This window comes from Blastococcus sp. TF02-09, assembly GCF_003319105.1.
Lineage (GTDB): Bacteria > Actinomycetota > Actinomycetes > Mycobacteriales > Geodermatophilaceae > Blastococcus.
Map to the genome: position 1 here is coordinate 90,025 of NZ_QOHH01000010.1, position 24,779 is coordinate 114,803.

General features: G+C 74.3%; 22 protein-coding genes. 8 read left to right on the forward strand and 14 right to left on the reverse strand.

Annotated elements, in window-relative coordinates:
• Window positions 1–13 precede the first annotated feature (13 nt).
• The 5 genes from DQ239_RS15385 to dnaA all read right to left on the reverse strand — a co-directional run bounded on the left by DQ239_RS15385 (window position 14) and on the right by dnaA (window position 6,434).
• On the reverse strand, window positions 14–514 hold the full coding sequence (locus DQ239_RS15385; RefSeq protein ID WP_113835299.1) for a DciA family protein: 501 nt from the start codon (window positions 512–514) through the stop codon (window positions 14–16).
• Window positions 511–1,671, reverse strand: a complete 1,161-nt coding sequence (gene recF / locus DQ239_RS15390) for a DNA replication/repair protein RecF (protein WP_113835300.1) — start codon at window positions 1,669–1,671, stop codon at window positions 511–513. Before recF ends, DQ239_RS15385 begins: the two co-directional genes overlap by 4 nt.
• Before the next feature lie 9 nt (window positions 1,672–1,680).
• A complete protein-coding gene (gnd, locus tag DQ239_RS15395; protein WP_113835301.1) occupies window positions 1,681–2,616 on the reverse strand; it encodes a phosphogluconate dehydrogenase (NAD(+)-dependent, decarboxylating) in 936 nt (311 codons plus the stop codon).
• Between the two features lie 52 nt (window positions 2,617–2,668).
• Window positions 2,669–3,820 (reverse strand): DNA polymerase III subunit beta, encoded by a 1,152-nt coding sequence (gene dnaN, locus DQ239_RS15400; protein WP_113835302.1) that lies wholly within the window; start codon window positions 3,818–3,820, stop codon window positions 2,669–2,671.
• Between the two features lie 880 nt (window positions 3,821–4,700).
• Entirely contained in the window at window positions 4,701–6,434 is a 1,734-nt protein-coding gene (gene dnaA, locus DQ239_RS15405; RefSeq protein ID WP_147252137.1) for a chromosomal replication initiator protein DnaA, read from the reverse strand.
• 658 nt (window positions 6,435–7,092) lie between these two features.
• Here dnaA and rpmH point away from each other — a divergent pair.
• The 8 genes from rpmH to DQ239_RS15445 all read left to right on the forward strand — a co-directional run bounded on the left by rpmH (window position 7,093) and on the right by DQ239_RS15445 (window position 12,618).
• Window positions 7,093–7,230 carry a 50S ribosomal protein L34 gene (gene rpmH, locus DQ239_RS15410; RefSeq protein ID WP_091368159.1) on the forward strand — a complete coding sequence of 46 codons (138 nt, stop codon included), beginning with the start codon at window positions 7,093–7,095 and terminating at the stop codon, window positions 7,228–7,230.
• A gap of 1 nt (window position 7,231) precedes the next feature.
• Complete coding sequence (gene rnpA / locus DQ239_RS15415) at window positions 7,232–7,633, forward strand: ribonuclease P protein component (protein WP_113835303.1); 402 nt, start codon at window positions 7,232–7,234, stop codon at window positions 7,631–7,633.
• On the forward strand, window positions 7,630–7,983 hold the full coding sequence (yidD, locus tag DQ239_RS21360; protein WP_113835304.1) for a membrane protein insertion efficiency factor YidD: 354 nt from the start codon (window positions 7,630–7,632) through the stop codon (window positions 7,981–7,983). Before rnpA ends, yidD begins: the two co-directional genes overlap by 4 nt.
• Window positions 7,976–9,031 carry a membrane protein insertase YidC gene (gene yidC, locus DQ239_RS15425; RefSeq protein ID WP_113835305.1) on the forward strand — a complete coding sequence of 352 codons (1,056 nt, stop codon included), beginning with the start codon at window positions 7,976–7,978 and terminating at the stop codon, window positions 9,029–9,031. Before yidD ends, yidC begins: the two co-directional genes overlap by 8 nt.
• Window positions 9,032–9,108: 77 nt before the next feature.
• Window positions 9,109–9,714: a protein jag gene (locus DQ239_RS15430; RefSeq protein WP_113835306.1), complete on the forward strand. Its 606-nt coding sequence runs from the start codon at window positions 9,109–9,111 to the stop codon at window positions 9,712–9,714.
• On the forward strand, window positions 9,711–10,388 hold the full coding sequence (rsmG, locus tag DQ239_RS15435) for a 16S rRNA (guanine(527)-N(7))-methyltransferase RsmG (protein ID WP_113835307.1): 678 nt from the start codon (window positions 9,711–9,713) through the stop codon (window positions 10,386–10,388). The genes DQ239_RS15430 and rsmG overlap by 4 nt, the downstream gene beginning before the upstream one ends.
• A gap of 75 nt (window positions 10,389–10,463) precedes the next feature.
• Entirely contained in the window at window positions 10,464–11,492 is a 1,029-nt protein-coding gene (locus tag DQ239_RS15440) for a ParA family protein (protein WP_348519333.1), read from the forward strand.
• A 25-nt stretch (window positions 11,493–11,517) separates the two neighbouring features.
• Window positions 11,518–12,618 (forward strand): ParB/RepB/Spo0J family partition protein, encoded by a 1,101-nt coding sequence (locus DQ239_RS15445; RefSeq protein WP_113835308.1) that lies wholly within the window; start codon window positions 11,518–11,520, stop codon window positions 12,616–12,618.
• 73 nt (window positions 12,619–12,691) lie between these two features.
• On the opposite strand, the gene DQ239_RS15450 is transcribed toward DQ239_RS15445, so the two are convergent.
• The 9 genes from DQ239_RS15450 to DQ239_RS15490 all read right to left on the reverse strand — a co-directional run bounded on the left by DQ239_RS15450 (window position 12,692) and on the right by DQ239_RS15490 (window position 24,715).
• Window positions 12,692–13,684, reverse strand: coding sequence for a D-alanine--D-alanine ligase (locus tag DQ239_RS15450; protein ID WP_113835309.1), 993 nt, complete (start codon window positions 13,682–13,684; stop codon window positions 12,692–12,694).
• Window positions 13,681–15,099, reverse strand: coding sequence for a PLP-dependent aminotransferase family protein (locus DQ239_RS15455; RefSeq protein WP_233489310.1), 1,419 nt, complete (start codon window positions 15,097–15,099; stop codon window positions 13,681–13,683). Before DQ239_RS15455 ends, DQ239_RS15450 begins: the two co-directional genes overlap by 4 nt.
• Window positions 15,100–15,271: 172 nt before the next feature.
• Complete coding sequence (locus tag DQ239_RS15460) at window positions 15,272–16,399, reverse strand: N-acetylmuramoyl-L-alanine amidase (protein WP_233489312.1); 1,128 nt, start codon at window positions 16,397–16,399, stop codon at window positions 15,272–15,274.
• A gap of 223 nt (window positions 16,400–16,622) precedes the next feature.
• A complete protein-coding gene (trxA, locus tag DQ239_RS15465; RefSeq protein ID WP_097182926.1) occupies window positions 16,623–16,949 on the reverse strand; it encodes a thioredoxin in 327 nt (108 codons plus the stop codon).
• An 83-nt stretch (window positions 16,950–17,032) separates the two neighbouring features.
• Entirely contained in the window at window positions 17,033–18,013 is a 981-nt protein-coding gene (trxB, locus tag DQ239_RS15470) for a thioredoxin-disulfide reductase (RefSeq protein WP_113835311.1), read from the reverse strand.
• 106 nt (window positions 18,014–18,119) lie between these two features.
• On the reverse strand, window positions 18,120–19,766 hold the full coding sequence (locus DQ239_RS15475) for a protein kinase family protein (RefSeq protein ID WP_113835379.1): 1,647 nt from the start codon (window positions 19,764–19,766) through the stop codon (window positions 18,120–18,122).
• Window positions 19,767–19,848: 82 nt separating this feature from the next.
• Window positions 19,849–21,861 carry a murein biosynthesis integral membrane protein MurJ gene (gene murJ, locus DQ239_RS15480; protein ID WP_233489318.1) on the reverse strand — a complete coding sequence of 671 codons (2,013 nt, stop codon included), beginning with the start codon at window positions 21,859–21,861 and terminating at the stop codon, window positions 19,849–19,851.
• Window positions 21,858–24,242, reverse strand: a complete 2,385-nt coding sequence (locus DQ239_RS15485) for a DUF6049 family protein (RefSeq protein ID WP_113835312.1) — start codon at window positions 24,240–24,242, stop codon at window positions 21,858–21,860. The genes murJ and DQ239_RS15485 overlap by 4 nt, the downstream gene beginning before the upstream one ends.
• Window positions 24,239–24,715, reverse strand: a complete 477-nt coding sequence (locus tag DQ239_RS15490) for an NUDIX hydrolase (protein ID WP_113835313.1) — start codon at window positions 24,713–24,715, stop codon at window positions 24,239–24,241. The genes DQ239_RS15485 and DQ239_RS15490 overlap by 4 nt, the downstream gene beginning before the upstream one ends.
• Window positions 24,716–24,779: the final 64 nt, after the last annotated feature.

Here is a 24,779-nt window from a genome sequence, read left to right on the forward strand (position 1 = left end):
GTCGTGGTGCGGGCTATCCGTACGTGTCGCGGGGCCCCCGGCCCCGCACGGAGCGCGGACCCTTCTTCCAGCTGGGGGCCGTCGGTCCCACAACGCGCAACCGGGTCACGACGTCCCCGCCGACCCCGGCGCGCAGCTTGCCCAGGATGCTCGGTGCCAGCAGGCGCAGCTGGGTGGCCCAGGCCGTGGACTCCGCGACGACCAGCAGCTCGCCCTCGGTGAGCGTCTGCGGTGTGCAGTGGGCGGCGATCTCCGGCCCGACGAGGCTCTCCCACCGGCCGAACACCGCGCCGGTGCGGGTGCGCTCGGACCAGTCCTGGGAGGCGACCAGCGAGTCGACCAGCCGGCCCAGCGGCTGCGGGTCGTCGGCGCCCGGGCCGGGCCCGCTCCAGGTGCGCCGCGGCCCGGCGATGCGGCGACGGGTCGGCCGCGGACGGGCGGCGGAGGCGGCCCGCGCCGCCTCGAGCGCGGCGCGGGCGATGTCGCTGGGCCGCGCCGGCCGGTCGTCGGTCATGCCACCTCCCCGGGGTCGAGCACCCGCGCCGATCCGCCGCCGACCTCGACCCGGCCGCCACGGAGCTCCGGCGGCACGTCGTCGAGCACGGCGGCGGTGATCAGCGTCTGCTCCGCCGAGCGTGCCACCTCCGCGAGCGCCGCGCGCCGTTCGGCGTCCAGGGTGGCGAAGACGTCGTCCAGCACCAGGATCGGGTCCTCGCCGTCGGCCCGCAGCAGCGCGAAGGTCGCGAGCCTGAGCCCGAGGGCCAGGGACCAGGACTCCCCGTGGCTCGCGAAGCCCTTCGCCGGGGCAGGGCCGAGGTGGATGACCAGGTCGTCGCGGTGCGGGCCGACCAGCGTCATGCCGCGGTCGAGCTCGTCGCCCCGGCGTTCGACGACCCGCTCGCGCATCGCGGCGGTCAGCTCGGCGGCCGTCGGGAGGACGCCGTCGGGCGGGAGCGCGGCGCCGGAGCCGGCCAGGGGCACGGTCGAGGAGTAGCCCAGCCCGGCCGGTGCCGCACCGGCGCCGGCCACGCGGGCGTAGGAGTCCGCGAGCTGCGGCGCGAGGTCGGCCACGAGGCCCAGCCGGGCGGCGAGGAGCTGGCCGCCCAGGTCGGTGAGGTGCCCGTCCCAGACGTCGAGCGTCTCGATGGCCCTGCCCCGGGCCAGGCGTGCGGTCTTGAGCAGGGCGTTGCGCTGCTTGAGGACGCGGTCGTAGTCCGCGCGCACGCCGGCCAGCCGCGGGGTGCGGGTGACGAGCAGCTCGTCGAGGAACCGCCGCCGCTCGGTCGGGTCGCCCCGCACCAGGGCGAGGTCCTCGGGCGCGAACAGCACCGTGCGCACCATGCCCAGCAGGTCCCGCGGCCGCTGCAGCGGCGCGCGGTTGACCCGCACCCGGTTGGCCCGGCCCGGGTTGATCTCGATCTCGACCAGCAGCTCCCGGTCCCCGCGGCGCAGCGCCGCCCGCACGATGGCCTGCGCGTCCCCGTGCCGGACCAGCGGGGCGTCGGCCGAGACGCGGTGGCTGCTCATGGTCGCCAGGTAGCCGACCGCCTCGACGAGGTTGGTCTTGCCCTCACCGTTGCGCCCGACGAAGACGGTCGGCCCCGGGGACAGGGCGAGGTCCACCCGTTCCCAGCTGCGGAAGGACCTGACCTGGAGGTGCCGGACGTACATGTCCTCGGCTCAGGCGGGGCGCTCGGCCTCGGACCGCTGCACCGCGCGGACGGCGTGCCCGCCGAACTGGTTGCGCAGCGCGGCCACCGCCTTCATGGTCGGCGAGTCGTCCTGGCGCGAGGAGAAGCGGGCGAACAGCGAGGCCGCGATCGTCGGCATGGGGACGGCGTTCTCGATCGCCTGCTCGACGGTCCACCGGCCCTCACCAGAGTCCTCGGCGTAGCCGCGCACCTTCTCCAGCGCGGGGTCCTCGTCCAGGGCGCGCACCAGCAGGTCCAGCAGCCAGGAGCGGATGACCGTCCCCTGGGTCCACGACTTGATGACGCCGGGCACGTCCTCGATGAGGTCGACGGCCTCGAGCAGCTCGTAGCCCTCGCCGTAGGCCTGCATGAGGGCGTACTCGATGCCGTTGTGCACCATCTTGCTGAAGTGGCCGGCGCCGACGGGCCCGGCGTGCACGAAGCCGGCGTCGCCCCCGATGGGCTGGCCGGACTCGTCGGTGGGCGAGGGCGGCTTGAGCGCGTCGAAGAACGGCTGGACCTTGGCGACGTCCTCGGCGGTGCCGCCCACCATGAGGGCGTAGCCGTTCTCCAGGCCCCACACGCCGCCGGAGACGCCGGCGTCGACGTAGCCGATGCCCTTCTCGCGGCACATCACGTCGTGCACCTGGTCGTCGGTGTACTTGGAGTTGCCGCCGTCGACGATGACGTCGCCGGGCTCGAGCAGCCCGGCGAGCTCCTTGACCGTCGCCCGGGTCGGCTCGCCCGAGGGCACCATCACCCACACCACGCGAGGTGCTGACAGCGCCTCCACCAGCGCCGGCAGGCTGTCGACGTCCCGCTTGCCCGGCGAGTGGTCGTACCCGACGACCTCGTGACCGGCGCGGCGGATCCGCTCGGCCATGTTGCCGCCCATCTTGCCCAGCCCGATCAGCCCCAGCTGCACGACGGCTTCCCCTCTTCGCGACGTCCGGTTGTCCTGCCCATCGTGCCCCGCATCAGCCGGGAAGGCGCACCGGCATGATCAGGTACCGGTAGCTGCCCGGCCGCGGAGCCGGTGCGTCGTCGCCCTCGGCGGGCTCGTAGACGCCGGAGAGGACCGCGGGCTTGAGCGGGCTGGTGAAGTCCATCCGCGCCCGCTCGGTGTGCACCGCCGCGAGGCCGTCGAGCAGGAACGTCGGGTTGAAGCCGATGGTCAGCGGGTCGCCGTCGAACTCGACGTCGCAGCGCTCCTCGGCCTGGCCCTCGTCGTCCGTGCCGCCGGCGCGCAGGGTGACCTGGCCCGGGGTGAACTCGCAGCGCAGCGGGGTGCCCCGCTCGGCGACCAGGGCCACGCGCTTGGCCGCGTCGGTGAACAGGCCGACCGGGAGCGTGGCGCTGGCGGCCGACTCGTTGGGCATGATCGCGCGGTACTTGACGAACTCGGCGTCCAGCAGCCGGGTCGTGGTCTGCCGGTCCTTGCCGGACAGGCCCAGGATGCCCTCGCCGGAGCTGCCCGAGGACAGCGAGACGGTGATCTCCGGTCCGCTGGTCAGCGTCTTGGCGGCGTCGGCCAGGGTGCGGGCCGGCACGAGGACGGCCGCGGACAGGCCCGAGGTGTCCGGGCGCCAGGCGAACTCGCGGACCGCCAGGCGGTACCGGTCGGTGGCGGCGAGGGTGACCTGGTCGCCCTCGATCTCCAGCCGGACGCCGGTGAGCATCGGGAGGGTGTCGTCGCGGCCGGCGGCCACGGCCACCTGGCTCACGGCCTCGGCGAAGACGTCGCTGTCCACCACGCCGGCCGACGACGGCATGTGCGGCAGCGACGGGTAGTCCTCGACGGGCAGCGTGGGGAGGCTGAACCGCGCGTTGCCGCAGGTGATGGCCAGCCGCGGGCCGTCGGCGGTGAGCTCCACCGGGTGCGGCGGCAGGGCGCGGGTGATCTCGGCGAGCAGCCGGCCCGGGACCAGGACGCGGCCGCTCTCGCTGGACTGCACGTCGGCCTCGGCCCGCGCGGACACCTCGTAGTCGAAGCCGGACACCGACAGCTGGCTGCCGTCGACCTCGAGCAGGATGCCGGCGAGGACGGGGACCGACGGGCGCGGCGGCAGGCTGCGGGCCGTCCACGCCACGGTGTCGGCGAGCACCTCTCGTGCCACCCGGAACTTCATCTGTCCATCCACCCGATCTCTTCTGCGTCCACGGTGCGCCCGGCTGCGGGGCGTCGAGCGTCCTGCGCCGGTGCGGTGCTCATCGTGCCTGCTCGGGTGCCTCCGGGGGAAACCCTGTCCCCTGTCGGGTGCTCTCTGCGACTGCTGGTTCTGGCTGCTGATGCGCTCCCTGGCCCTGCCCAGCGGAGCGTCCCCACCCTGAATGTGGTTCGAGAAATTCTCGGTAGAACTCCCTCATCCTCGTCATCACACGTGTGGAAGCTGGGGACCGGGCCCCTTTCGGCAGGTCAGCTGCGCAGCAGGGCTGTTGGCCCGCTGTGGGTGGTCACCGCCGCTCTGTTGTCGACACGTGGACAACTCGACCGCCGTGCACAGTGACCGCCGTTCGTCCACGTCCACTCCCCTGGTTGCCCCCTGCTCGTCCCCATGCCGTGTGCACGGCGGCCGGCCCGGTCGACGGCGTCGCTCCTGCGGTTGTCCGGGCGACGGACGAAAGTGTAGGTCAGAGGCGTACGAGCCCTGGAACGGCCGTGCCCGCCGGTGGAGGCGGCCGAGGCCGGTCGGGCATCCCGGACCGGCACCGGGACGGATCTCCCCAACCTGTGCACATTCCTGGGGACAACTTCTCGACGAGTCGACCGGATGGTCGGTGGATGACCGGCCTCGGACGCGTCGGACCTGGGGTTCCGCTGTCCACGGGGTTGCGCACAACTGTGGACAGCGACATGTCGACCCGGTCACGACGGTCAGCGGGCAGCCGCGCAACCTGGCACGCCGGACGACCTCGACCTCGCGGTGTGACAGTGACCCTCGCCGTCGACCGCGCGCCTCGCTGCCACCCCGCGAGGTCGAGCCAGCAGCGGGGCCCGGAGGTCCGCCGCTACTGGCGGGCGCGGCTCTTGATGCGGGCGGTGAGCTCGGTGACCTGGGTGTAGGTAGCCCGGCGCTCGCTCATCAGGTTGGTGATCTTCTTGACCGCGTGCATGACCGTGGTGTGGTCCTTGCCGCCGAAGGACGCCCCGATGCGCGGCAGCGAGAGCTCGGTCAGCTCGCGGCACAGGTACATCGCGATCTGGCGGGCGTTGACCAGCGTGCGGCTCCGGTTGGAGCCCTGCAGCTCCTCCATCGTCACGGAGAAGTACTCCGCGGTGGCCGCCATGATGATCGCCGCGGTGATCTGCGGGCCCTGCTCGTCGCTGATCAGGTCCTTGAGCACCAGCTCGGCCAGCGGCAGGTCGACCTGCTGCTTGTTGAGCGAGGCGAACGCCGTCACCCGGATCAGCGCGCCCTCGAGCTCGCGGATGTTGGTCTGCACCTTGCTGGCGATGAACTCCAGCACCTGGTCGGGCACCTGCAGCCGCTCGCCCCAGGCCTTCTTGCGCAGGATCGCGATGCGGGTCTCGAGGTCGGGCGCCTGGACGTCGGTGATGAGGCCCCACTCGAACCGCGTCCGCAGCCGGTCCTCCAGCGTCGTCAGCTTCTTCGGCGCCCGGTCCGAGGTGATGACGATCTGCTTGCTGGCGTTGTGCAGCGTGTTGAAGGTGTGGAAGAACTCCTCCTGCGTGCGCTCGGCTCGCTCGAGGAACTGGATGTCGTCGATCAGCAGGAAGTCGATGTCGCGGTAGCGACGGCGGAAGTCCTCGGCCCGGCCGGAGTGCACCAGGTTGATGAACTCGTTCGTGAACTCCTCGGTGCTGACGTAGCGCACCTTCACGTTGGGGAACATCCGCGCGGCGTAGTGGCCGATCGCGTGCAGCAGGTGGGTCTTGCCCAGCCCCGACTCCCCGTAGATGAACAGCGGGTTGTAGGCGCGGGCCGGCGCCTCGGCGACCGCGACGGCCGCGGCGTGGGCGAACCGGTTGCTGTTGCCGATGACGAAGGAGTCGAAGACGTACTTGGGGTTCAGCCCCGGGTCCAGGCCGGCCGGGCGGCTGGCCTCCGGACGGCGTCCCCGGCCGGAACCGGAGCGCGCGCTGCGCTGGTCGGCGTCGGGAGCGGAGACGTCGAAGGGCAGCACGTCGGCGGACCGGCCGTCGTCGGCTCCGCCCCAGTCGCGGGCCGACGGTTCCCCGCCCCAGGCCGGGGTGGCCCAGTCCTCGGGCGCTCCGCGGTCGACCGGACGCAGCTCGCGCACGTCCGATTCGGCGCGGGCCGCACGCTCCTCGGCCGGGTCGCGGTCCCAGGGGGCGGACCCGACCGCGTCGGTGCGGACACCGAAGGCGCTCCGGCCGTCGTCGGCGCGGTCACGGGTGGCCCGGTCCTCCTCGGCGCGGCGGGCCTCGAGCGCGGCCTCCGCCGCCGACCAGGGACGCCGGGTCGGCCCCTCCTCCGGAGGCTCCGGCGCCGGGTCCTCGGGTGCGTCCTCCAGCTGGATGGCCACCCGGATGTCACGGCCGAACTGCTCGGACAGCGCCTCGGCGAGCACCCGGCGCATCCGGGACTCCAGCACGGTCTGGGTGAACTCGTTGGGCGCGGCGAGCACGGCGGTGTCCTCGACCAGCCCGAGCGGGCGGGTGAGGTTCAGCATGGCGTTCTGCTGCGGCGACAGGCTGGTGGCCAGCCGCTCCCGGATCTGGTCCCAGACCGTCGCCAGGTCCAGCGTGGCGTCCGCCATGCGCTCGTCCCTCCCCGTGCCGTCGAACCCCGAGCGGCCGGTTCCCCCGGGAGCCGGATCCCGTCAGCCTGACGGCTCCCGGGCATCCGCGCCCCGTTCTCCGCACCATCTGCGGACGCTCGTGTTCCACACGAGTGTCCACAGGCTGTGCACGACCGGTGCCGTCGCCTCCGGGGCCCGATGAGTCAACCGGGGTCTGTCCAGCGTCTTCGCTGGTCAGCGCCCCGTCGTCGGGATCCACGGGCGCTACGGGGGTCGGGAGACCGGGGGGTCGGCCCACGCGCCGTGACCCTGTCGTCCGGTGCGGGGCGACGGCGACGCTAACAGCCCCGTCCACAGCCCGGCAATCACGCGTCCACGGTTCCGGGCGCGTCGCGACGGCGCGCCGCCGCGGGGGGACGCAGGCGGCGGGGGCATCATGACGAGTCCGGTCCGGTCCCGGGCACCGGCGGTGCGGCTTCCTCGGCTATGCTGTGCGGAGTCCGTGACGGCTGTCGCCGCCATGCCCGTTCGCGCGGGTGCTGGCGCGACGTGTCCGTCTGCGGAGCACCAGCTTCCGGGGTGCGGTTGGGTGCGGTTCGCGCCGCCCGTGCCGGCACCCCCTGCGCGTCCGCCCTCCGGGGGCGCGCACCGCCGAACGTCATCGTGGGAGTACCTCGTGAGCAAGCGCACCTTCCAGCCGAACAACCGTCGCCGGTCCAAGACCCACGGCTTCCGGCTGCGGATGCGTACCCGTGCAGGCCGCGCCATCCTGACCGGCCGCCGCCGCAAGGGCCGCGAGAAGCTCTCCGCCTGACGTGCTGCCCGCGCAGGCACGCCTGCGCCGGCGCCCGGAGTTCACCACCGTCGTCCGATCCGGCCGACGTGCCGGGCGGCCGACCATGGTGGTGCACCTCCTCCCCGAACGGCCCGCGCATGCGGGCGGCGAGCCGGCGCGCGGCCCCGAGGCCCGCGCCATGACGCCGTCCGGTGCCCGGGCCGGTTTCGTGGTGGGGAAGTCCGTGGGCAACTCCGTCGTCCGTCACCGCGTGACCCGGCGGCTGCGTGCCGCCGTCCGCGAAGAATTGGACCGGCTGCCCGCCACCGCCGACCTGGTCGTGCGTGCCCGCCCCGAGGCGGCCACCGCGGACTGGGCGGATCTGCGCTCGGACCTGCGTCGCGGCCTGGACCGGCTGCTCGACCGCCGGGCCGGTCGATGACCCGGCGGGCACCGGTGCGCCGGGCGCTGCTGGCAGCGGTGGGCTTCTACTCGCGGGCCATCAGCCCAGCGCTGCCGCCGCGGTGCCGCTTCTACCCGACCTGCAGCGCGTACGCCGCCGAGGCGATCGAGCGGCACGGCGCGGCCCGGGGCAGCTGGCTGGCGGTGCGCCGGATCCTGAAGTGCGCGCCCTGGCACCCTGGCGGCGTCGACCCGGTGCCGGACGCCGTCGGAACCCGCGGGCCTGCCCGCGCGTCGAGCACTGCGGTGCCGGCCGTCGCCCCACCCGATCCCGCACGTGCCACCCCGCCGGCCCCGAGCCGGGCGACCGAGGAGACCTTCGTTGCTTGACTGGCTGTACACCGCCATCGCCTGGGTGATGGCCCGGTGGCACGACCTGCTCTCCACCGTCCTCGACCCGGCCGGCGGTCTCACCTGGGCGCTGTCCATCGCGCTGCTGGTCGTCACGGTGCGGCTGCTGCTCTTCCCGCTGTTCGTCAAGCAGGTGAAGTCGCAGCGCGCGATGCAGGAGCTCCAGCCCGAGATCGCCAAGCTGCGCAAGCAGTACGGCAGCGACCGCCAGGGCATGAGCCAGGCGATCATGGCGCTGCAGAAGGAGCGCGGGGTCAACCCGCTGGCCGGCTGCCTGCCGATCCTGCCGCAGATCCCGATCTTCATCGCGCTCTTCCACGTGCTGCGCCGGCTCGCCCCGGACAAGGACGGCCTGTACAGCTGGTCGGACGAGCTCACCGACCAGGCGGCCCGCGCCGACCTGTTCGGTGCGCCGATCTCCTCGTCGTTCAACATGGACGGCGCCAAGGAGCAGGCGATCCTGGCGCTGGACGGCGTCACCTACGGCAGCATCCGGACCGTCGCGCTGGTCCTGATCCCGCTGATGTGCATCACGACGTTCTTCACGCAGAAGCAGATCATGAAGCGCTCCGGCCCGGTGGACGGCCAGGCCGCCATGGTGCAGAAGCTGCTGCTCTACGGCATGCCGCTGAGCCTTTTCGTCACAGGGTTCTTCTTCCCCATCGGCGTGCTCATCTACTGGGTCGTGAACAACGCCTGGACCTTCGGCCAGCAGTTCTTCATCCTGCGCAAGATGCCCCCGCCCGGGTCCGCGGCCGCCAAGGCCAAGGCCGCCGCCGAGAAGCCCGCCGTCGACCCGCGGACGCTGGCTCCCAAGCCCGGCGCCAAGCCGGTCCGCCCCAAGGGCGGCCGTCCCGCGACCGCCGCTCCGGAGAGCACCGTGGACCTCGGGTCCGACGGCGCCGAGCCGCCCGCTGACCAGCCCGACAGCCGCGCCTCCGGCAACGGTGCGAAGAACGGCCCCCGTGGCGGCGCCAGCCGCGCCGGCCAGGGCCCGGCGAACCGGGGCAAGCGCAAGCGCCGTTGACGGCGCCTCCGGACTCCGGTCCGGACCATCGACCACCGGGCCAGCCCGGATGCCGTACCGACAGTGGAGGAATCTCCGTGAGTGCCCCGCAGCAGCACACCACCGACAGCACGCCGGCGCTGCCCGACGCCGACGCCGCCAGCGACGACGCCCTCGTCGAGGCGGCCGACCTGGAGGCCGACGGGACCCCTGGGGCTCCCGGGGCCGCTGCGCCGCGTGGTGAGGCCCTCCTCGTCCAGGAGGGGGACGTCGCCGGTGACTACCTGGAGCGGCTCCTCGACATCCTCGACGTGGACGGCGACATCGACCTCGACGTCGAGGGTGACCGCGCCTCGGTGGCCATCGTGGGTGGCCGCCTCGACGACCTGATCGGCCAGGGCGGCGCCACGCTCGAGGCCCTCCAGGAGCTGACCCGCCTCGCGGTCGCGCAGTCGACCGGGGTGCGCAGCCGGCTGATGCTCGACATCGGCGGCTTCCGCGCCAAGCGCCGCTCGGACCTCACGGCCCTCGCCGGCGAGACGGCCCGCCGGGTGTCCGGCAGCGGTCAGCCGGAGCGGCTGAGCCCGATGAACCCGTTCGAGCGCAAGGTCGTCCACGACGTGATCGCCGGGATCGCCGGGGTGCACAGCGAGTCCGAGGGCGAGGAGCCGAACCGTCGCGTCGTGGTCCTGCCCGACCGGTGAGCTCCACCACGACCGCACCGACGCCGCCCGCCCCACCGCCACCGGGCGTGGCGGCGGAGGTCTTCGGCGATGCCCTGCCCGCGGCCGAGCAGTTCGTCGCCCGGCTGGCGTCGGCCGGGGTGACGCGCGGTCTGATCGGCCCCCGCGAGGTCCCGCGGCTGTGGGAGCGGCACGTGCTCAACAGCGCGGCGGTCGCCGAGGCGGTGCCCGACGGCGCGCACGTCGTCGACGTCGGCAGCGGGGCCGGTCTGCCCGGCATCCCCCTGGGCCTCGCGCGGCCGGACCTGGCGCTGACGCTGGTGGAGCCGATGGCCCGCCGCGTCGAGTTCCTGCAGGAGGCGGTGGCCGAGCTGGCCGGCGTCCAGCGGACCCCCTGGCGGGTGGTCCGCGGCCGGGCGGAGGAGCGGTCGGTGGCCGGCGCCGTCGGCCCGGCGGACGTCGTGACCGCGCGGGCGGTCGCACCCCTCCCGCGGCTGGTCGGCTGGTGCCGTGGGCTGCTGCGCCCGGGCGCCCAGCTGGTCGCCCTCGTCGGGGCCAAGGCGCTGGAGGAGCTGCCCGGGCTGGTGCCCGAGCTCGAGGCGGCGGGAATGCGCGACATCCACCCACGGGCGGTCGGTGCGTCCCTGGGGGCGGCTGCCACTACCGTGGTGGTCATGACGCGTGCGGGACACTGACGCATCGCTGTTCCACGTGGAACAGGTACAGCTGCCCGACCCGTTCCACGTGAAACGCCATCAGGAAGGACTGCGATGACCGACCCGGGCGAGCGACTGCGGAGCAGTCTCGCAGCGGACCAGTCGGCCTCCAGCGGCATGGCGGACTTCGACAGCCCCATCGCGATGGAGGCGCTGCGCGCCACCCGTGTCCTGCACGCGGCCCACCAGGATCCCTTCCCTGCTCCGGCGCGCATCCGCATCATCACGATCGCCAACCAGAAAGGCGGCGTCGGCAAGACGACGTCCACCGTGAACCTCGGCGTCGCGCTGGCCCTCTACGGGATGCGGACGCTGGTCATCGACCTCGACCCGCAGGGCAACGCCAGCACGGCCCTCGGCGTGGACCACACGGTGGGGACGCCGTCGATCTACGACGCCCTGGTCGGCGACAGCACGCTCACCGAGGTGGTGCACCAGACCACGGCGAGCCCCCACCTGCTCTGCGTGCCGGCCACCATCGACCTGGCGGGCGCCGAGATCGAGCTCGTCTCGGTCGTGGCCCGCGAGCACCGGCTGCGGCGGGCGATCGAGGGCTACATCGCCGCCCTCCCGCCGGAGCGCCGGCCGCACTACGTGCTCATCGACTGCCCGCCGTCCCTGGGGCTGCTCACGCTCAACGCGCTGGTGGCCGGCGACGAGGTGCTCATCCCCATCCAGTGCGAGTACTACGCGCTCGAGGGCCTCGGCCAGCTGCTCAACAACATCGACCTGGTCCGCCAGCACCTCAACCCGGGCATCGCCGTCCGCACCATCCTGCTGACGATGTACGACGGCCGGACGAAGCTCGCCGACCAGGTCGCCGACGAGGTGCGCAACCACTTCGGCGACGTGGTGCTCAACGCGGTGATCCCCCGCAACGTGCGGGTCTCCGAGGCGCCGGGCTACGGCCAGTCGGTGCTGACCTACGACCCGGGCTCCCGCGGGTCCACCAGCTACGTCGAGGCCGCCCGCGAGCTGGCCCAGCGGGGCGTGGACCTGCCGCCGATCGACCGCACCAGCACGCCGGGTGCCGCGACGACGTTCGCCGTCGCCGACGCGGCTCCCCCGCAGGACCACCAGTGAGCGCGACGGTGAGCGAGGAGCAGCGATGAGCAAGCGCGGTGGACTGGGTCGCGGACTGGCCGCCCTCATCCCGACGGGCCCGCCCCCGGAGGCCGCTCCCGCCCCGACCGCTCCCGCCCGGACCGCCGGGGAGGTCGACCGGCCGGCGTCCGACGAGGCGTCGTCCGCGCCTGCGCCGTCGCCGGTGAGCCTGGTCCCCTCCCCCGCCGGTTCGGAGACCGACGAGCCCGCCCCTGCGGTTCCGACCGCCGCCGGTCCGGTGGTCGTCGCGGCCCCCGCCACGGAGGACGGCGCCGGTGCGCTCGGCGTTCCCGGAGCGCAGCTGCGCGAGGTCTCCGTCGAGGACGTCGTCCCCAACCCGAAGCAGCCGCGGCAGGTCTTCGACGACGAGGCGCTCGAGGAGCTCAGCCACAGCGTCAAGGAGTTCGGGCTGCTCCAGCCCATCGTCGTCCGCGAGAACGGGGACGGCGCCTACGAGCTCATCATGGGCGAGCGCAGGCTGCGGGCTGCCCGCGCGGCCGGGCTGGACACGGTCCCGGCGATCGTGCGGGACACCACCGACGACGCGATGCTGCGCGACGCCCTGCTGGAGAACATCCACCGGGTGCAGCTCAACCCGCTGGAGGAGGCCGCGGCCTACCAGCAGCTGCTGGAGGAGTTCGGCGCCACCCACGAGGAGCTGGCCAGCAAGATCGGCCGGAGTCGCTCGCAGGTCACCAACACCATCCGGCTGATGAAGCTGCCGGTGAAGGTGCAGACGCGGGTGGCCGCCGGCGTCATCTCGGCCGGCCACGCGCGGGCGCTGCTGGGTCTGCCCGACCCCGAGGCGCAGGACGCGCTGGCGACCCGCATCGTGGCCGAGGGCATGTCGGTGCGGGCCACCGAGGAGGCCGTCGCGATGGCGGCGGCGGAGCGTCCCACCGCCAAGCGCCGGTCCCGCAACATCTCCGCGCCCGGTGTCGAGGAGCTCGGCTCGCGGCTGTCCGACCGGTTCGAGACCAAGGTCAAGATCCAGATCGGCCGGTCCAAGGGGAAGATCGTCGTCGAGTTCGGCTCGGTCGACGACCTCCAGCGGATCATCGGCGTCATGGCCCCGGAGATCACCGGGCGCCGCGCGGAGCCCTGATCAGGCCCTGGACGGAGAATGCCCCCCATTGCGTCACGGACGCAATGGGGGGCATTCTGCGTTCGGGCTGGCTTCAGCGCGCGCGACCGGCCCGGCCGGCGAGCAGCTGCGCGATGACGTCCCCGAGGTCGTGACCGGCGGCCTCGACGGCCATCGGGAACATCGACGTCTCGGTGAGCCCCGGGGAGACGTTCACCTCGAGGAAGTGGATCTCGCCGTCGGGGGTGATCATCGCGTCGGTGCGCGAGAGGTCGGCCAGACCGAGCACCTCGTGCACCCGCACCGCGAGGGCGGCCGCGCGCGCGGCGACGTCGTCGGGAATGCGGGCCGGCGCGTGGTACTCGGTGAGGCCGGGCGTGTAGCGGGACGTGTAGTCGAAGACGCCGGACTCGGGCGCGATCTCGACGGCGGGCAGCGCCTGCGGGCCGTCGCCGAGGTCGACGACGGCGAGCGCCACCTCCACGCCCTCCACGAAGCGCTCGACCATGACGGTGTCCCCGTAGGCGAAGCAGCTGACCATCGCGGCGGGGAGGTCCTCCACCCGGCTGATCTTCTGCACGCCCAGCGCGGAGCCTCCGGACGCCGGCTTGACCATCAGGGGGAGGCCGAGCCGCGCGACCATCAGGTCCAGCACGGTGCCCGCGCCCAGCTCCCGGAAGGTGCTGTGCGGCAGCGCCACCCAGTCCGGCGTCGTGAGGCCCGCGGAGCGGACCACCGACTTCGCGGCCGGCTTGTCCCACGCCAGCCGGCAGGCCGCCGCGGGCGAGCCCACGTAGGGGAGGCCGGCCAGGTCGAGGACCGCGCGCAGGGCGCCGTCCTCACCGGTGGCGCCGTGCAGGGCGATGAAGACGGCGTCGGCCGGTGCGGCCGCGAGGCCGGGCAGCAGCTCGGCGTCGGCGTCGCGCAGCTCGGCGTCCAGACCGGCGCGGCTCAGCTCCTCGACCACCTGGGTGCCCGAGGACAGCGAGACCTCGCGCTCGAAGGTGAGGCCGCCGGCGAGGACGACGGCGCGCAACGGGTGCTCCTCCTCCGGCGTGCGGGCCGGTGCGGCTGCGGACTCGGTCATCGGCCCCCCTCGTAGACGTTGCTGGTGGCCGGGCCGACGATGGTGCCCGAGCCGGTGGTCTCCGGCCCCGGCCGGACGGCCCGGAAGGTGCCGGTGTCGACGGCGTCGAAGGTGCTGTGCAGGTCCAGCTCGGCCTCGACGACGCGGGCCAGGCGGCGGACGCCCTCGCGGATCTGGTCGGGCTCGGGGTAGCAGTAGGACAGCCGCATGTACTCCTGGCCGCTCCCGTCGGCGTAGAAGCCGATCCCGGGCACGTAGGCCACCAGTGCGTTCACCGCCCGGGGCTGCATGAGCTTGGCGTCTAGGCCGTGCGGCAGCTTCAGCCACACGTAGAAGCCGCCGTCGGGCCGGGTCCATGTCGTGCCCGCGGGCATGAGGGCCGAGAGCGACTCCAGGCAGGCGTCCCGGCGCTCGCGGTAGAGCTCGGCGAAGGTCTTGATCTGCTCGCGCCACGGCTGGGTGTCCAGGTACCGGGCGACGGCGTACTGGGTGAGCGAGGGCGGGCAGAGCACCTGCGCCTCGGTGGCCAGCACGAGCTTCTCGCGGACGGCGAGGGGGGCGAGGACCCAGCCCACGCGCAGGCCGGGGGAGAACGTCTTGGAGAACGAGCCGAGGTAGATGACGCGCTCGGGGTTCCGCGCCCGCAGCGCCCGCATGGGCTCGTGCTCGAAGCCGAGCAGGCCGTAGGGGTTGTCCTCGATGACCAGCAGGTCGTACTTCTCGGCCAGCGCGATGATCGCCTCGCGCCGCGGCTCGGTCAGCGTGACGCCGGCCGGGTTGTGGAAGTTCGGCACCGTGTACAGGAACTTCACCCGGTCGCCGTTGGCCCGGCACTCGACCAGCGCCTCTTCGAGCGCCTCGGGGATCAGGCCGTCGTCGTCCATGGCGACGTGCCGGACGCGCGCCTGGGCGGACTGGAACACCCCCAGGGCACCGACGTAGGACGGCGCCTCGGCGAGGATGACGTCACCGGGGTCGACGAAGACGCGGGTGACCAGGTCCAGCCCCTGCTGGGAGCCGACCGTGACGACGACCTCGCTGGGTGAGGCGTCGGTGATGCCCTCGAGGGCCATGACGTCGCAGATGCGCTCGCGCAGCCGCGGGTCGCCCTGCCCGGAGCCGTACTGCAGCGTCTGGGCGCCCATTCCGGAGACGAGGTCGCCGATCATCGAGCCCACCGCGTCCAGGGGCAGGGCGGTGACGGCGGGCATCCCACCGGCCAGGGAGACCACCTCGGGCCGGCTCACGACGGAGAACAGCGCCCGGATCTCCGAGCTCTTCATCCCGTGCGTGCGTGCTGCGTAGCGGTCGGCCAGCGGGTCCAGCCGCGGGTGCCGCGGGGAGGGGTGGGGCGCACCGCGGTGCGCGCCCTGCTGTCCGGGACCGGCCGACGAGCCGGGCGGGAGAGTGGCCACCCCAGGGAGTCTAGGCGCGGACACCACGGACTTTCCGGACGCCGAGGGGACCGGCCCGTCACATCCGGCAGGGGACGACGTCCTCCCTCACCGCGGAGCGTCCTCCCTCACCGTGCACCGTGAGGTAGGACGCTCCACGATCAGGTCACCTGATCCCAGCGGCGGGGGGCCGTCAGGCGGGGAGGACGAAGGTGCCCGTGGGCGGGTCGGCCTCGGCGGGCAGGAACAGCCGCTGGACGGCGGCGAGCACACCGTGGGCCATCGAGGCGCGCACTCGGGCATCGAGCAGCAGCAGCCGGTCGACCGGGTGCGAGAGGTAGCCGCAGTCCAGCCGCACGGCCGGCATCCGGGTCAGCCGCAGCAGGTCCCACGTCTTGGCGTGCGAGTCGAGGTCGAGCATGCCGGTGCGGGCGACCACCTCGCGGCGGGCGAGGTTGGCGAACTGCTCGCCCACCGTGGACGACGCCCCCGACCCGGTGCCGTAGTAGTAGCTGGCCACCCCGCGGGCGTGCTCGGAGGCCTGCGCGTCCACGTGCAGGGAGAGGAACAGGTCGGCGCGGGCGTCGTTGGCGAACGCGGTGCGCTCGGCCGCCGAGGGGTTCTGGTTGCGGCCCCGGGTGAGGTAGACGGTGGCACCGGCGGCGGCCAGCCGGCCCTCGATCCGGGACGCCAGGTCGAACACCAGGTCGGCCTCGGTGGTCTCCCCCGAGCTGTGCCCCGGGTCGCTGCCGCCGTGCCCGGGATCGACGACGATGCGCCGGCTGATCAGGTGCGGGCCGCTGTCGACGAAGGAGGCGCTCTGCCGCAGCAGCTGGGGGCGCCCGCCGGTGACCTTGCGGCCCAGCTGGCGCAGCGCGCGCAACGTGGCCGGCCCGCAGGTGCCGTCGGAGGTCAGGCCGTAGTCCCGCTGGAAGGCGCGCAGGCCGGTCTCGGTGTCGGCGCCGAAGATGCCGTCGACCGGGCCGGCGTCGTAGCCGAGCTCGTGCAGGCGCTCCTGCAGGTTGATGACGTCGTCCCCGCGGACGGCGCGCTCGGGGTCGTAGCGGAGCAGCCGGTCCCCCAGCGACCAGCGCGCCTCGTTGAGCGCCCGGTAGGTCTCCTCGCCGACCCGCCCGTCCACCGAGAGGCCGCGGTTCTGCTGGAAGTGCCGGACGGCCAGCTCGGTGGCCTCGTCGAAGACCGACTGGTCCAGGGCGACGTCGGGCAACGTGGCCATGGCCTGCGGTGGCCGCGACTCGGCGGTGCCGTCGAGGTCGGGGAGCAGGCCGAGACTGCGGAGCGCGGTCTGCACGTCCGCCACGGCCGCTCCGCGATCCCCGAGCGCCAGGATCTGCATTCCGCTGTTCGCTCCCATCGAGTCCTGATTGTTCTCCCCCGTGCCGCTCCCGGCTCAGCGGGGGTCCCCCGGACGACGACGGGTCCACCTGCCCGGGTGGGCAGGTGGACCCGTGATCACCGTGCGCAGGGCCCCGTCCAGAGGCTCACCCCGAGCGTGCGAGGGGTGAGGAGGACGGGGTCCTCTGTCAGAGGTAGTCGGCGAGGTCGTTCAGGATCGCGCCCTTGGGCTTGGCGCCGATGATGCTCTTCACCGGCTTGCCGCCCTGGAACACCGTCATCGTCGGGATCGACATGACCTGGTAGTCGCGGGCGATCTGTGGGTTCTCGTCGATGTTCAGCTTGGCGATCGTCAGCTTGTCGCCGTGCTCGGCGGCGATCTCCTCCAGGACGGGGGCGACCATCTTGCAGGGGCCGCACCACTCCGCCCAGAAGTCGACGAGCACGGGCTTGTCGCTGCCCAGCACGTCGCTGGCGAAGCTGGTGTCGGTGACCGTCACGGTGTTGCCTGCCATCGGTCGTTCTCCTTCTGGTCCACGTGCTCGAAATCCTGCGGGGAGAACCCGCGGGACGGTGGTTCTATGCCTGCTCGGGGGGTTCAGCGCTCGTCGAAGGTGTCGGCGAGCCAGCGCTCGGCGTCGATCGCCGCGGCCGCTCCGGTACCGGCCGAGGTGATGGCCTGGCGGTAGATGTGGTCGACGACGTCGCCGCAGGCGAAGACGCCGTCGATGTTGGTGCGGGTGGTCGGGTGCTCGACCTGCACGTACCCCTCGTCGTCCAGCTTGAGCTGGCCGACGAACAGCTCGGTGCGCGGGTCGTGGCCGATGGCCACGAACAGGCCGGAGACCGGCAGCGTCTCGGTGGTCCCGCTCGTGGTGTCGGTGAGCTCGACGGCGGAGACGGTGCTGTCGCCGAGGACCTCGGTGACCTGCTTGCCCAGGGCCCAGCGGATCTTCTCGTTGTCCTGCGCGCGCTTCTGCATGATCTTGGAGGCGCGCAGCTCCTCCCGCCGGTGGACGACGGTCACGCTCTTGGCGAAGCGGGTGAGGAAGGTGGCCTCCTCCATCGCCGAGTCACCGCCACCGACGACCGCGATGTCCTGGTCGCGGAAGAAGAAGCCGTCGCAGGTGGCACAGGCGGAGACGCCGCGGCCCAGCAGGCGCTGCTCGTTCTCCAGGCCCAGGTACCGGTACTTCGACCCGGTCGCGACGATCACGGCGTGCGCGCGGTGCACCTCGTCGCCGACCTTGACGATCTTCGGGGTGGCCGTGAGGTCGACCTCGGTGACGTCGCGGGGGACCAGCTCGGCGCCGAACTTCTCGGCCTGGGTGCGCATGTCGTCCATGAGCTGCGGGCCCTGGATGCCGGCGGGGAAGCCGGGGAAGTTCTCGACCTCGGTCGTGGTCATCAGGGCGCCACCGAACTGGGAGCCCTCGAACACGAGCGGGTGCAGGTTCGCCCGGGCCGCGTAGGTGGCGGCGGTGTAACCGGCGGGGCCGGACCCGATGATGATCAGATCGCGGACGCCGTCGTGCTCGGCCGGCGGGATGACCGGATCGACGATCTCCTCCGTCGTCACGGCGGGGCCAGGGGTCGGGAAGTCACTCACGGGCGGCACAACCGGCATCGTAAGGGGCCTATTCCGGGCCGGCCCCTCCGGAGACGCCGTCCGGGGACGGCGGAGGTCAGCCCGCGGCCTGGACGGTGACCTCGCCGATCGAGGCGGAGAAGCCGTCGCTGTCGTCCACCAGGCCGGTGACCCAGAGCAGCACGTAGCGGGCCTGCGCCGGCTGGTCGAACACCAGCTCGGTGGTGCCCTCCAGCGTCGCGGAGGAGGCGACCTGGAAGCCGTCCAGCGAGCCGGCGGAGCTCTCCGCCGTCCGGACCTCGACGGTGGCGCCCGGGGTGGGGGTGACGACGGTGACGCCGCCGACCTGCTGGGAGCTGCCGAGGTCGTACACGATGCCGACGCCGGGCTTGAGGTTGCCGAAGGCCGGTGAGCCGCGGTAGGTGACCGTCGACCAGGTGGTGGCGGGGTCGCCGTCGACGGTGAGCGGCACGTCGTCGTCGTTCTCCGGCTCGCCGTCGCCCTCGGGGTTGAAGATCTCGGCGCCCTGGACCGGCACGGCCGCACCGGCCGTCGCCGGGGCCTCCGAGGAGGGGGCGGAGGCGCTGCTGCTGGGCACGGAGATCGAGGGCGTGGAGTCGTCGTCGACCGAGCCCGCGACCGACAGCAGGCTGGTGCCCACCCACCAGGCCAGCGCCACCACCACGAGCAGCGCGAGCAGGGGCAGGGCGATGACCAGCAGCCGGTGGCGCCGGGCCCGGTCGTCGTCGTCGTCGACGTCCGTAGCGCCGGTCGGGGGGCCGGTGTAGAGGTCGTCGGACAGCCCGTGCGCGCCGTCGTCGGCGGCGGGGAGGACGGTCGACACGTTCACCGTGTCGCCACCGACGGCGACCGGGGGGACGGCGCCGGGACGGGTGGGCGGGACGGGCGGGAAGGTGTCGCGGTCCAGGCGGACGGGCTCCTCCGTGCCGGGCCCGTCGGCGGCCGGGCGCTCGGGGCGCGGCCGGTCGGTGCGGCCCTCGGTCCGGGCACTGGCGTTGGCCTGGGGCCGGCTGCGCGGGCGCTCGGCGAGGATCGCGGCCATGGCGGCCACGCTGGACAGGGCGTGGCCGGGCTCGGTCGAGCGGGCCCGGCGGGCCAGCGCCACCAGGTCGGAGGGGCCGTGCAGCGGCCGCGGCTCGGTCTCGCCGGGGCGCAGGCCGGTGAGGCACACCTCGAGCAGGGCGCCCAGGGCCGCGACGTCGCCGTCGATGCTGCCGCTGGCCGCGGGCACCCCGCGCAGGCCCACGAGGCCGTTGGGGCGCAGCACGACGTTGTCGGGCGTCAGCCCGCCGACCGCCAGCCCCACGCGGTGGGCCTCGGCGACGCCCTCGGCGAGCCGGCGCAAGACGGTGCGCACCTCGCGCTCGGGCAGCGGGCCGTCGGCCAGCCGGTCGGCCAGCGTCTCGCCGTCGATCCACTCGTTGACGACGTAGGCGGCCCCGGCGGTGGTGCCGCCCTCCCCCTCGGTGCCCACGCTGCCCTCGGAGGCGTCGTAGACCATCGCCAGCGCGGGGGTGGCCAGGCCGCCGGCGGTCAGCGCGCGGGTGATCCAGGCGTGCGCGGCGGGCCCGGCGGGGGTGTGCACGCGGACGGCGACGTCGCGGTTGAGGATCCGGTCCTTGGCCCGCCAGGTCTGGATGACGCCGGTCTCGGTCTCCTCGTCGGGACCCACCTGGTCCAGTGGCCGGTAGCGATCCGGGAGGCCGGTGACCGTGGACGTCATCGACACTGTCGACCTCCTGTCCTGCTCGGGCCGCCGGTGCGTCCGCACCGGCGCGGGCGCCGCGTCCCGTCGGGGAGACCGGTCATCCGCGCCGGACGCGTGCCCTGACGGCTGCCAGGGGTTCGCGGATCTCCGGGACGCGGGCGACCACGAGACCTGCGAGAGCCGCGGCGCCGATGACCACGGTACCGAGCAGCACCCGGCCGAGCGACCCTGCGGTGGACGATCCGAGCAGGTCGTCGGTCACGATCAGGACAAGCCGGCCCAGCAGGCCCGCGGCCAGCGAGACCGCGGCCACCCGGGCGACCTGCACCAGCGTGGTGCCGGTCTCCAGCGCACCCAGCCGCCGGCGCAGCGCGACGTCGCCGAGCACCCACCCCGCGAGGTAGGTGACGCTGGTGGCGAGCATCAGGCCGGCGACGACGTGCTCGGGCTCGACGAGCGCCGGCACGAGCAGCAGCAGGGGCACGCGGACGGTCACCATCCCGAGCTGGATGAGCGTCGGGGTGCGGGCGTCCTTCATCGCGTAGAAGACGCGCAGCTGCAGCAGGGTGACCGCCATGGGCAGCAGCCCGAAGGCGCCCACCGCCAGCGCGGTGCCGATCGCCTCGGCCTCGTCGATCGAGGTGTTGCCGCGGGCGAAGGCGACGACGCCCAGGTCCGGGCCGAGGACGACGAGCAGCGCGGTGACCGGGAGCAGGCCGAGCGCCGAGAGCCGGGTGCCCAGCGACAGGTCCGAGACCACTCCGGGGACGTCGTGCCGCGAGGCCGCCCGGCTCATCCGGGGCACCAGCGCGGTCAGCAGCGCGACGCCGATGATCCCGTAGGGCATCTGGAACAGCAGGCTGGCGTTGGCGAAGGCCAGCGAGCCGAGCCCGCCCTCGCGCAGGGAGGCGTTGGCGATGCGCATGGCGGCCACCACGCCCACCTGGCTGATCGCCACGTAGCCGATCACCCACAGCCCGAGGCTGCCCGCCTCGCGCAGGCCGGTGTCGCGCAGGCCCCAGCGGGGGCGCAGCGGCACCCCGGCCTTGCGGAGCAGCGGGAGGAGGACCAGCGCCTGCACCGCGATGCCGAGCGTGGTGCCGATGCCCAGCAGCCAGACCTGGCCGGCCGTGATCGTGACGGGGGTGAGGTCGCCGGGTCCGGAGGCGGCGATGAACAGCAGCCCGGTGGCGATCACGACGACGTTGTTCAGCACCGGCGCCCACGCCGGCGGGCCGAAGACGTCGCGGGAGTTGAGGATCGCCTGGGCCAGGGCTCCGATGCCGTAGAAGACGATCTCCAGCAGCAGGATGCGGGCCAGCCAGGTGGCCAGCCGCACCTGGCCGGGATCGTCCTGGATGCCGTACAGGGCGGTGAGCAGCGGCGCGGCCAGGATGGCGAGGACCGTGACCACGGCCAGCCCGGCGACGGCGATCGTGGCCAGCCGCTGGGCGTACGCCGTGCCCCCGTCGCCGTCCCTCTCCTGGGCGTGCACCAGCAGCGGCACGATCACCGATGCGAGGACACCCCCGAGGAGCAGCTCGTAGACGATGTTGGGCAGCGTGTTCGCGGTGTTGTAGGCGTCACCGACCAGCGTGGCGCTGCCCAGCGCGGCGGCGAGCACCATCGTGCGCAGCAGGCCGGTGATCCGGGAGACCAGGGTCGCCACCGCCATGGTCCCGGCCGCGCGCAGGATCCCGCGGCTGGCGCCGGGCGCGCCCTCGCGCTGCTCGACGTCGTCGTCGGTGTCGGCGACCGTCCTCGGTACCGGCGGCAGCACCGGCATCGGGAAGACCTGGGTCTCGTCCGCCGCGGGGACCCAGCGGTTGCGCAGCGGCGGCAGGGGCGGCAGGGGCCGCGGCGCCGACGGACGGCGGGCGCGGTCGGGGGCGGGCGGGGCCGCCTCGTCCCGACGGCGGACCGGTGGCGGGACCGGCGGGAGCGGAGGGCGGCCGTCCTCGGGCGCGGCGAACGGCGCGCCCTCCGGCGGCGTGGCCCGGTAGGGCGGCGGCGGCAGCGGCCGGCCAGGGGCGGGTCGGGGCGGGTCGACGGGCAGCCGGCGGGGGTCGACGGGCGTCTCCCGCTCCTCGTCGTCGGGGACGGCGCTCACACCGGGCTCCGGGTCGGGGTCGGGAGGGGCAGGCCGTCGGGGCCCAGGGGCGGCCCACCGGCGTCGGGGGCGGTCGCGCGCGCCCGGCGGCGGCGCAGGAAGTGCACCAGCCGGCGGAGGAACAGCAGCCCCAGCAGCGCCGCTGCGCCGATCGTGATGATCAGCGAGATCGGCCCGTAGGCGGTGCTGCGCACCTGCATCTCCACCTGCTCGCCCAGCGTGCCGCCGCCGGGCGTCACGAGGGTGGCGGTGACCGCGACGCCGCCGGACTGCCGCAGCGAGGTGGGCACCTGCAGCACCGTCCGCGATCCGGGGGCCAGCACCTGGACGCCGATGTCGCCGGTGGAGAACCCGCGGTTGCTGCGGGCGCGCACCTCGGGCAGCACCCGCACGGCGAAGGGCAGGTCGTTGCGCACCGTGAGCACGAGGGGGGCGTCGGTGGAGGCCAGCGTGTAGGTGCCGTCGGCCGGGGCGAGCAGGGTCACGCGGTCGCGCAGCCGGTCCGTGGCGTCGTCGAGGTCGGCGGCGGCGTCCTCGAAGCCGGCCGGGTCCGCGCGCCAGGCCACCGACGTGGCGCGGGCGGTCGCGGCGTCCAGGGCCTGCAGCGCCGTGCCGGGGTCCCCGTCGACGGCGCCGGCCAGGTCGTCGCGCGCGGCCACGGCGGCACTGACGTCGGCCAGCCCCTCCCCGGTCAGGAGCACCTGGTCGGCCGGCTCGAGCAGCTCGCCGTCTTCGGTGCGCGGGCCGCCGGCCAGCGCGTCCATGCCGGCGCCGCGCAGCCAGGGCAGCGTCGCGGTGTCGGCCATCATCGCGCCGGCGCCGTCCGGGCCGGCGTCGACCTCGCGGGGGGCGGTGACGAGCACGGTCTGCTCGGAGCCCGGCGGGGCCTGCGCGGTGAGGACGGCGAGCTCGGCCAGGTAGCGCTGCTGCGCGATGCGCGGCCCGCCCTCGGCCTGCTCGGCGCCGGCGACCACGTCGCTGAGCCGGGCGTCGGCCACCAGGGCGTCGACCGCCCCGCCGGCGGTGCCCAGGGTGACCGGGGCGGCGGCGGTGGGGTCCTGCAGGCCGACGGCGGAGTCGCCGGTGGTCAGCGCGCCCGGGGCCACCACGACCTGGTCGATGCCGCCCTCGGTGAGCCGGGCGAGGGTCGAGCTCCGCAGCGTGCCGCCGGGGGCCCAGGCGACGTCGGTCCGCGGCTCGACGTCGAGGGCGTCGGCGAGGATGCGGGCGCCGGCGCCGTCCTCCGGTGCGGGGACGTCCTCGGCCGGGGCGTCGGCACCGTCCGTCGGGGCGGCGGTCTCCCCCGCCGGGGTGTCGACCGGGGACCCCGGGGGGTCCTGCGCGGTGCCGGCCGGCGTGCCGGGCAGGCTGCGGGTGACGACGTCGCCCAGGCCCGCCGCGTCGAGGGAGTCGGCGTCCACGTCGCCGTAGGGCAGCGCGACGACGGGGTGGACGGCGGCGACGGCGCGCAGCCGCTCCAGGAAGGCGGCCGCGGCGTCGGTGCCCGTCCCCTGCTCACCGGCCACCTCGTACGGCCCGGCCGCCATGAGCTGCAGCTCCTCGACCAGGGCCGGGTCGATCGCCAGGGTCACCGGGAGGGTGGGTGCGGGGCCGCCGCCGCGCAACCGCTCGATGACGCCCAGCGCGCGGTCGAGCCGGCCCTCCTCGGACACGGAGGTGGCCAGCCCGTCGTCGGCGAACTCGCCCGAGGCGGAGCGGTGGGTGCGCTCGGTCAGCGGCCACAGCCACGCCACGGCGGTCCGCGCGGTGGGGATCAGGGGCTGCTGGACGACGTAGGTGGACAGCTCCCCGACGCGGCGGGTGTCGCCGTCGACCACGCCGTTGACGTTGAGCAGCACGGGGAAGACGCCGTCGCGATCCAGCCGCAGCTCGGCGGAGTCGACGGTGTACGTGACGTTGACGTCGTCCCCCGGGGCCAGGGGCTCGGGCAGGGGCTGGAAGGGGAGCACGACGGTGGTGGCCGGGCCGGGGTCCGCGTCCTCGGCCGCCAGGGCCGCGCGGCCGGCCAGGGCGTCGCCGCGTTGCAGCCGCACGGCGAGCTCCTCGATCGGCGCGGTGCCGGTGTTGGTCAGCCGCATCGTGACGGTGATCAGCGAGCCCGGGGTCACGGTGCGCGGCTCGAACCGGCTCACGTCGATCCGCACCGGCTGCTCGGCGTCGCCGGCGTCGTCCGCGGGGGCGGCTGCCGGGGCCGGCTGCGCGGGGGTGGGTGCCGCCGACGCCGGCGCGAGCGGCACGGCGGTCGTCAGCACGGCGGAGAGCAGGCCGGCGCGCAGCATCGCCCTCCGGGCGCCGCGCCGGGCGGGGGCGACGGCGGCGGCGGGGCGGCCACCGGCGCCACCGGCGGCCGATCGGGTCACGCGGTGTCGGCCAGCAGCCCGGGCGCACGCTCGACGAGGGCACGTTCGTCGGCGTAGGCGAGCCGGCCGCTGAGCTCGTCCAACGGCACCCAGGCCACCTCGGTCACCTCGACGTCGGCGTCGGAGAGCGCGCCGCCGACGGCGCGGAGGAGGAAGTGGTGCACGGTCTTGTGCACGCGACGCCCGTCGGCGACGAACCAGAAGTCGATGATGCCGAGCGGGGCCACGACCTCGCCGATGATGCCGGTCTCCTCCGCGACCTCGCGGACCGCGGTGTCCTCGGGCGTCTCGCCGGCCTCGATGTGCCCCTTGGGCAGCGACCAGAGCAGCCGGCCGCGTCGATCGGTGCGCCCGATGAGGGCGGCACGGGGGCCCTGCACGCCGTCGTCGGCGACCACCAGGCCCCCGGCGGACGTCTCGTCGACCCGACGCAACCGGCGGCCGGGGCGCGCTCGTCCGCCGGTCCCAGCCATGCCAGGAGGGTAGCGCGACCGGCGGCACTACCCTGACTCGTCGTGTCCGATGAGCCTGCGCGTC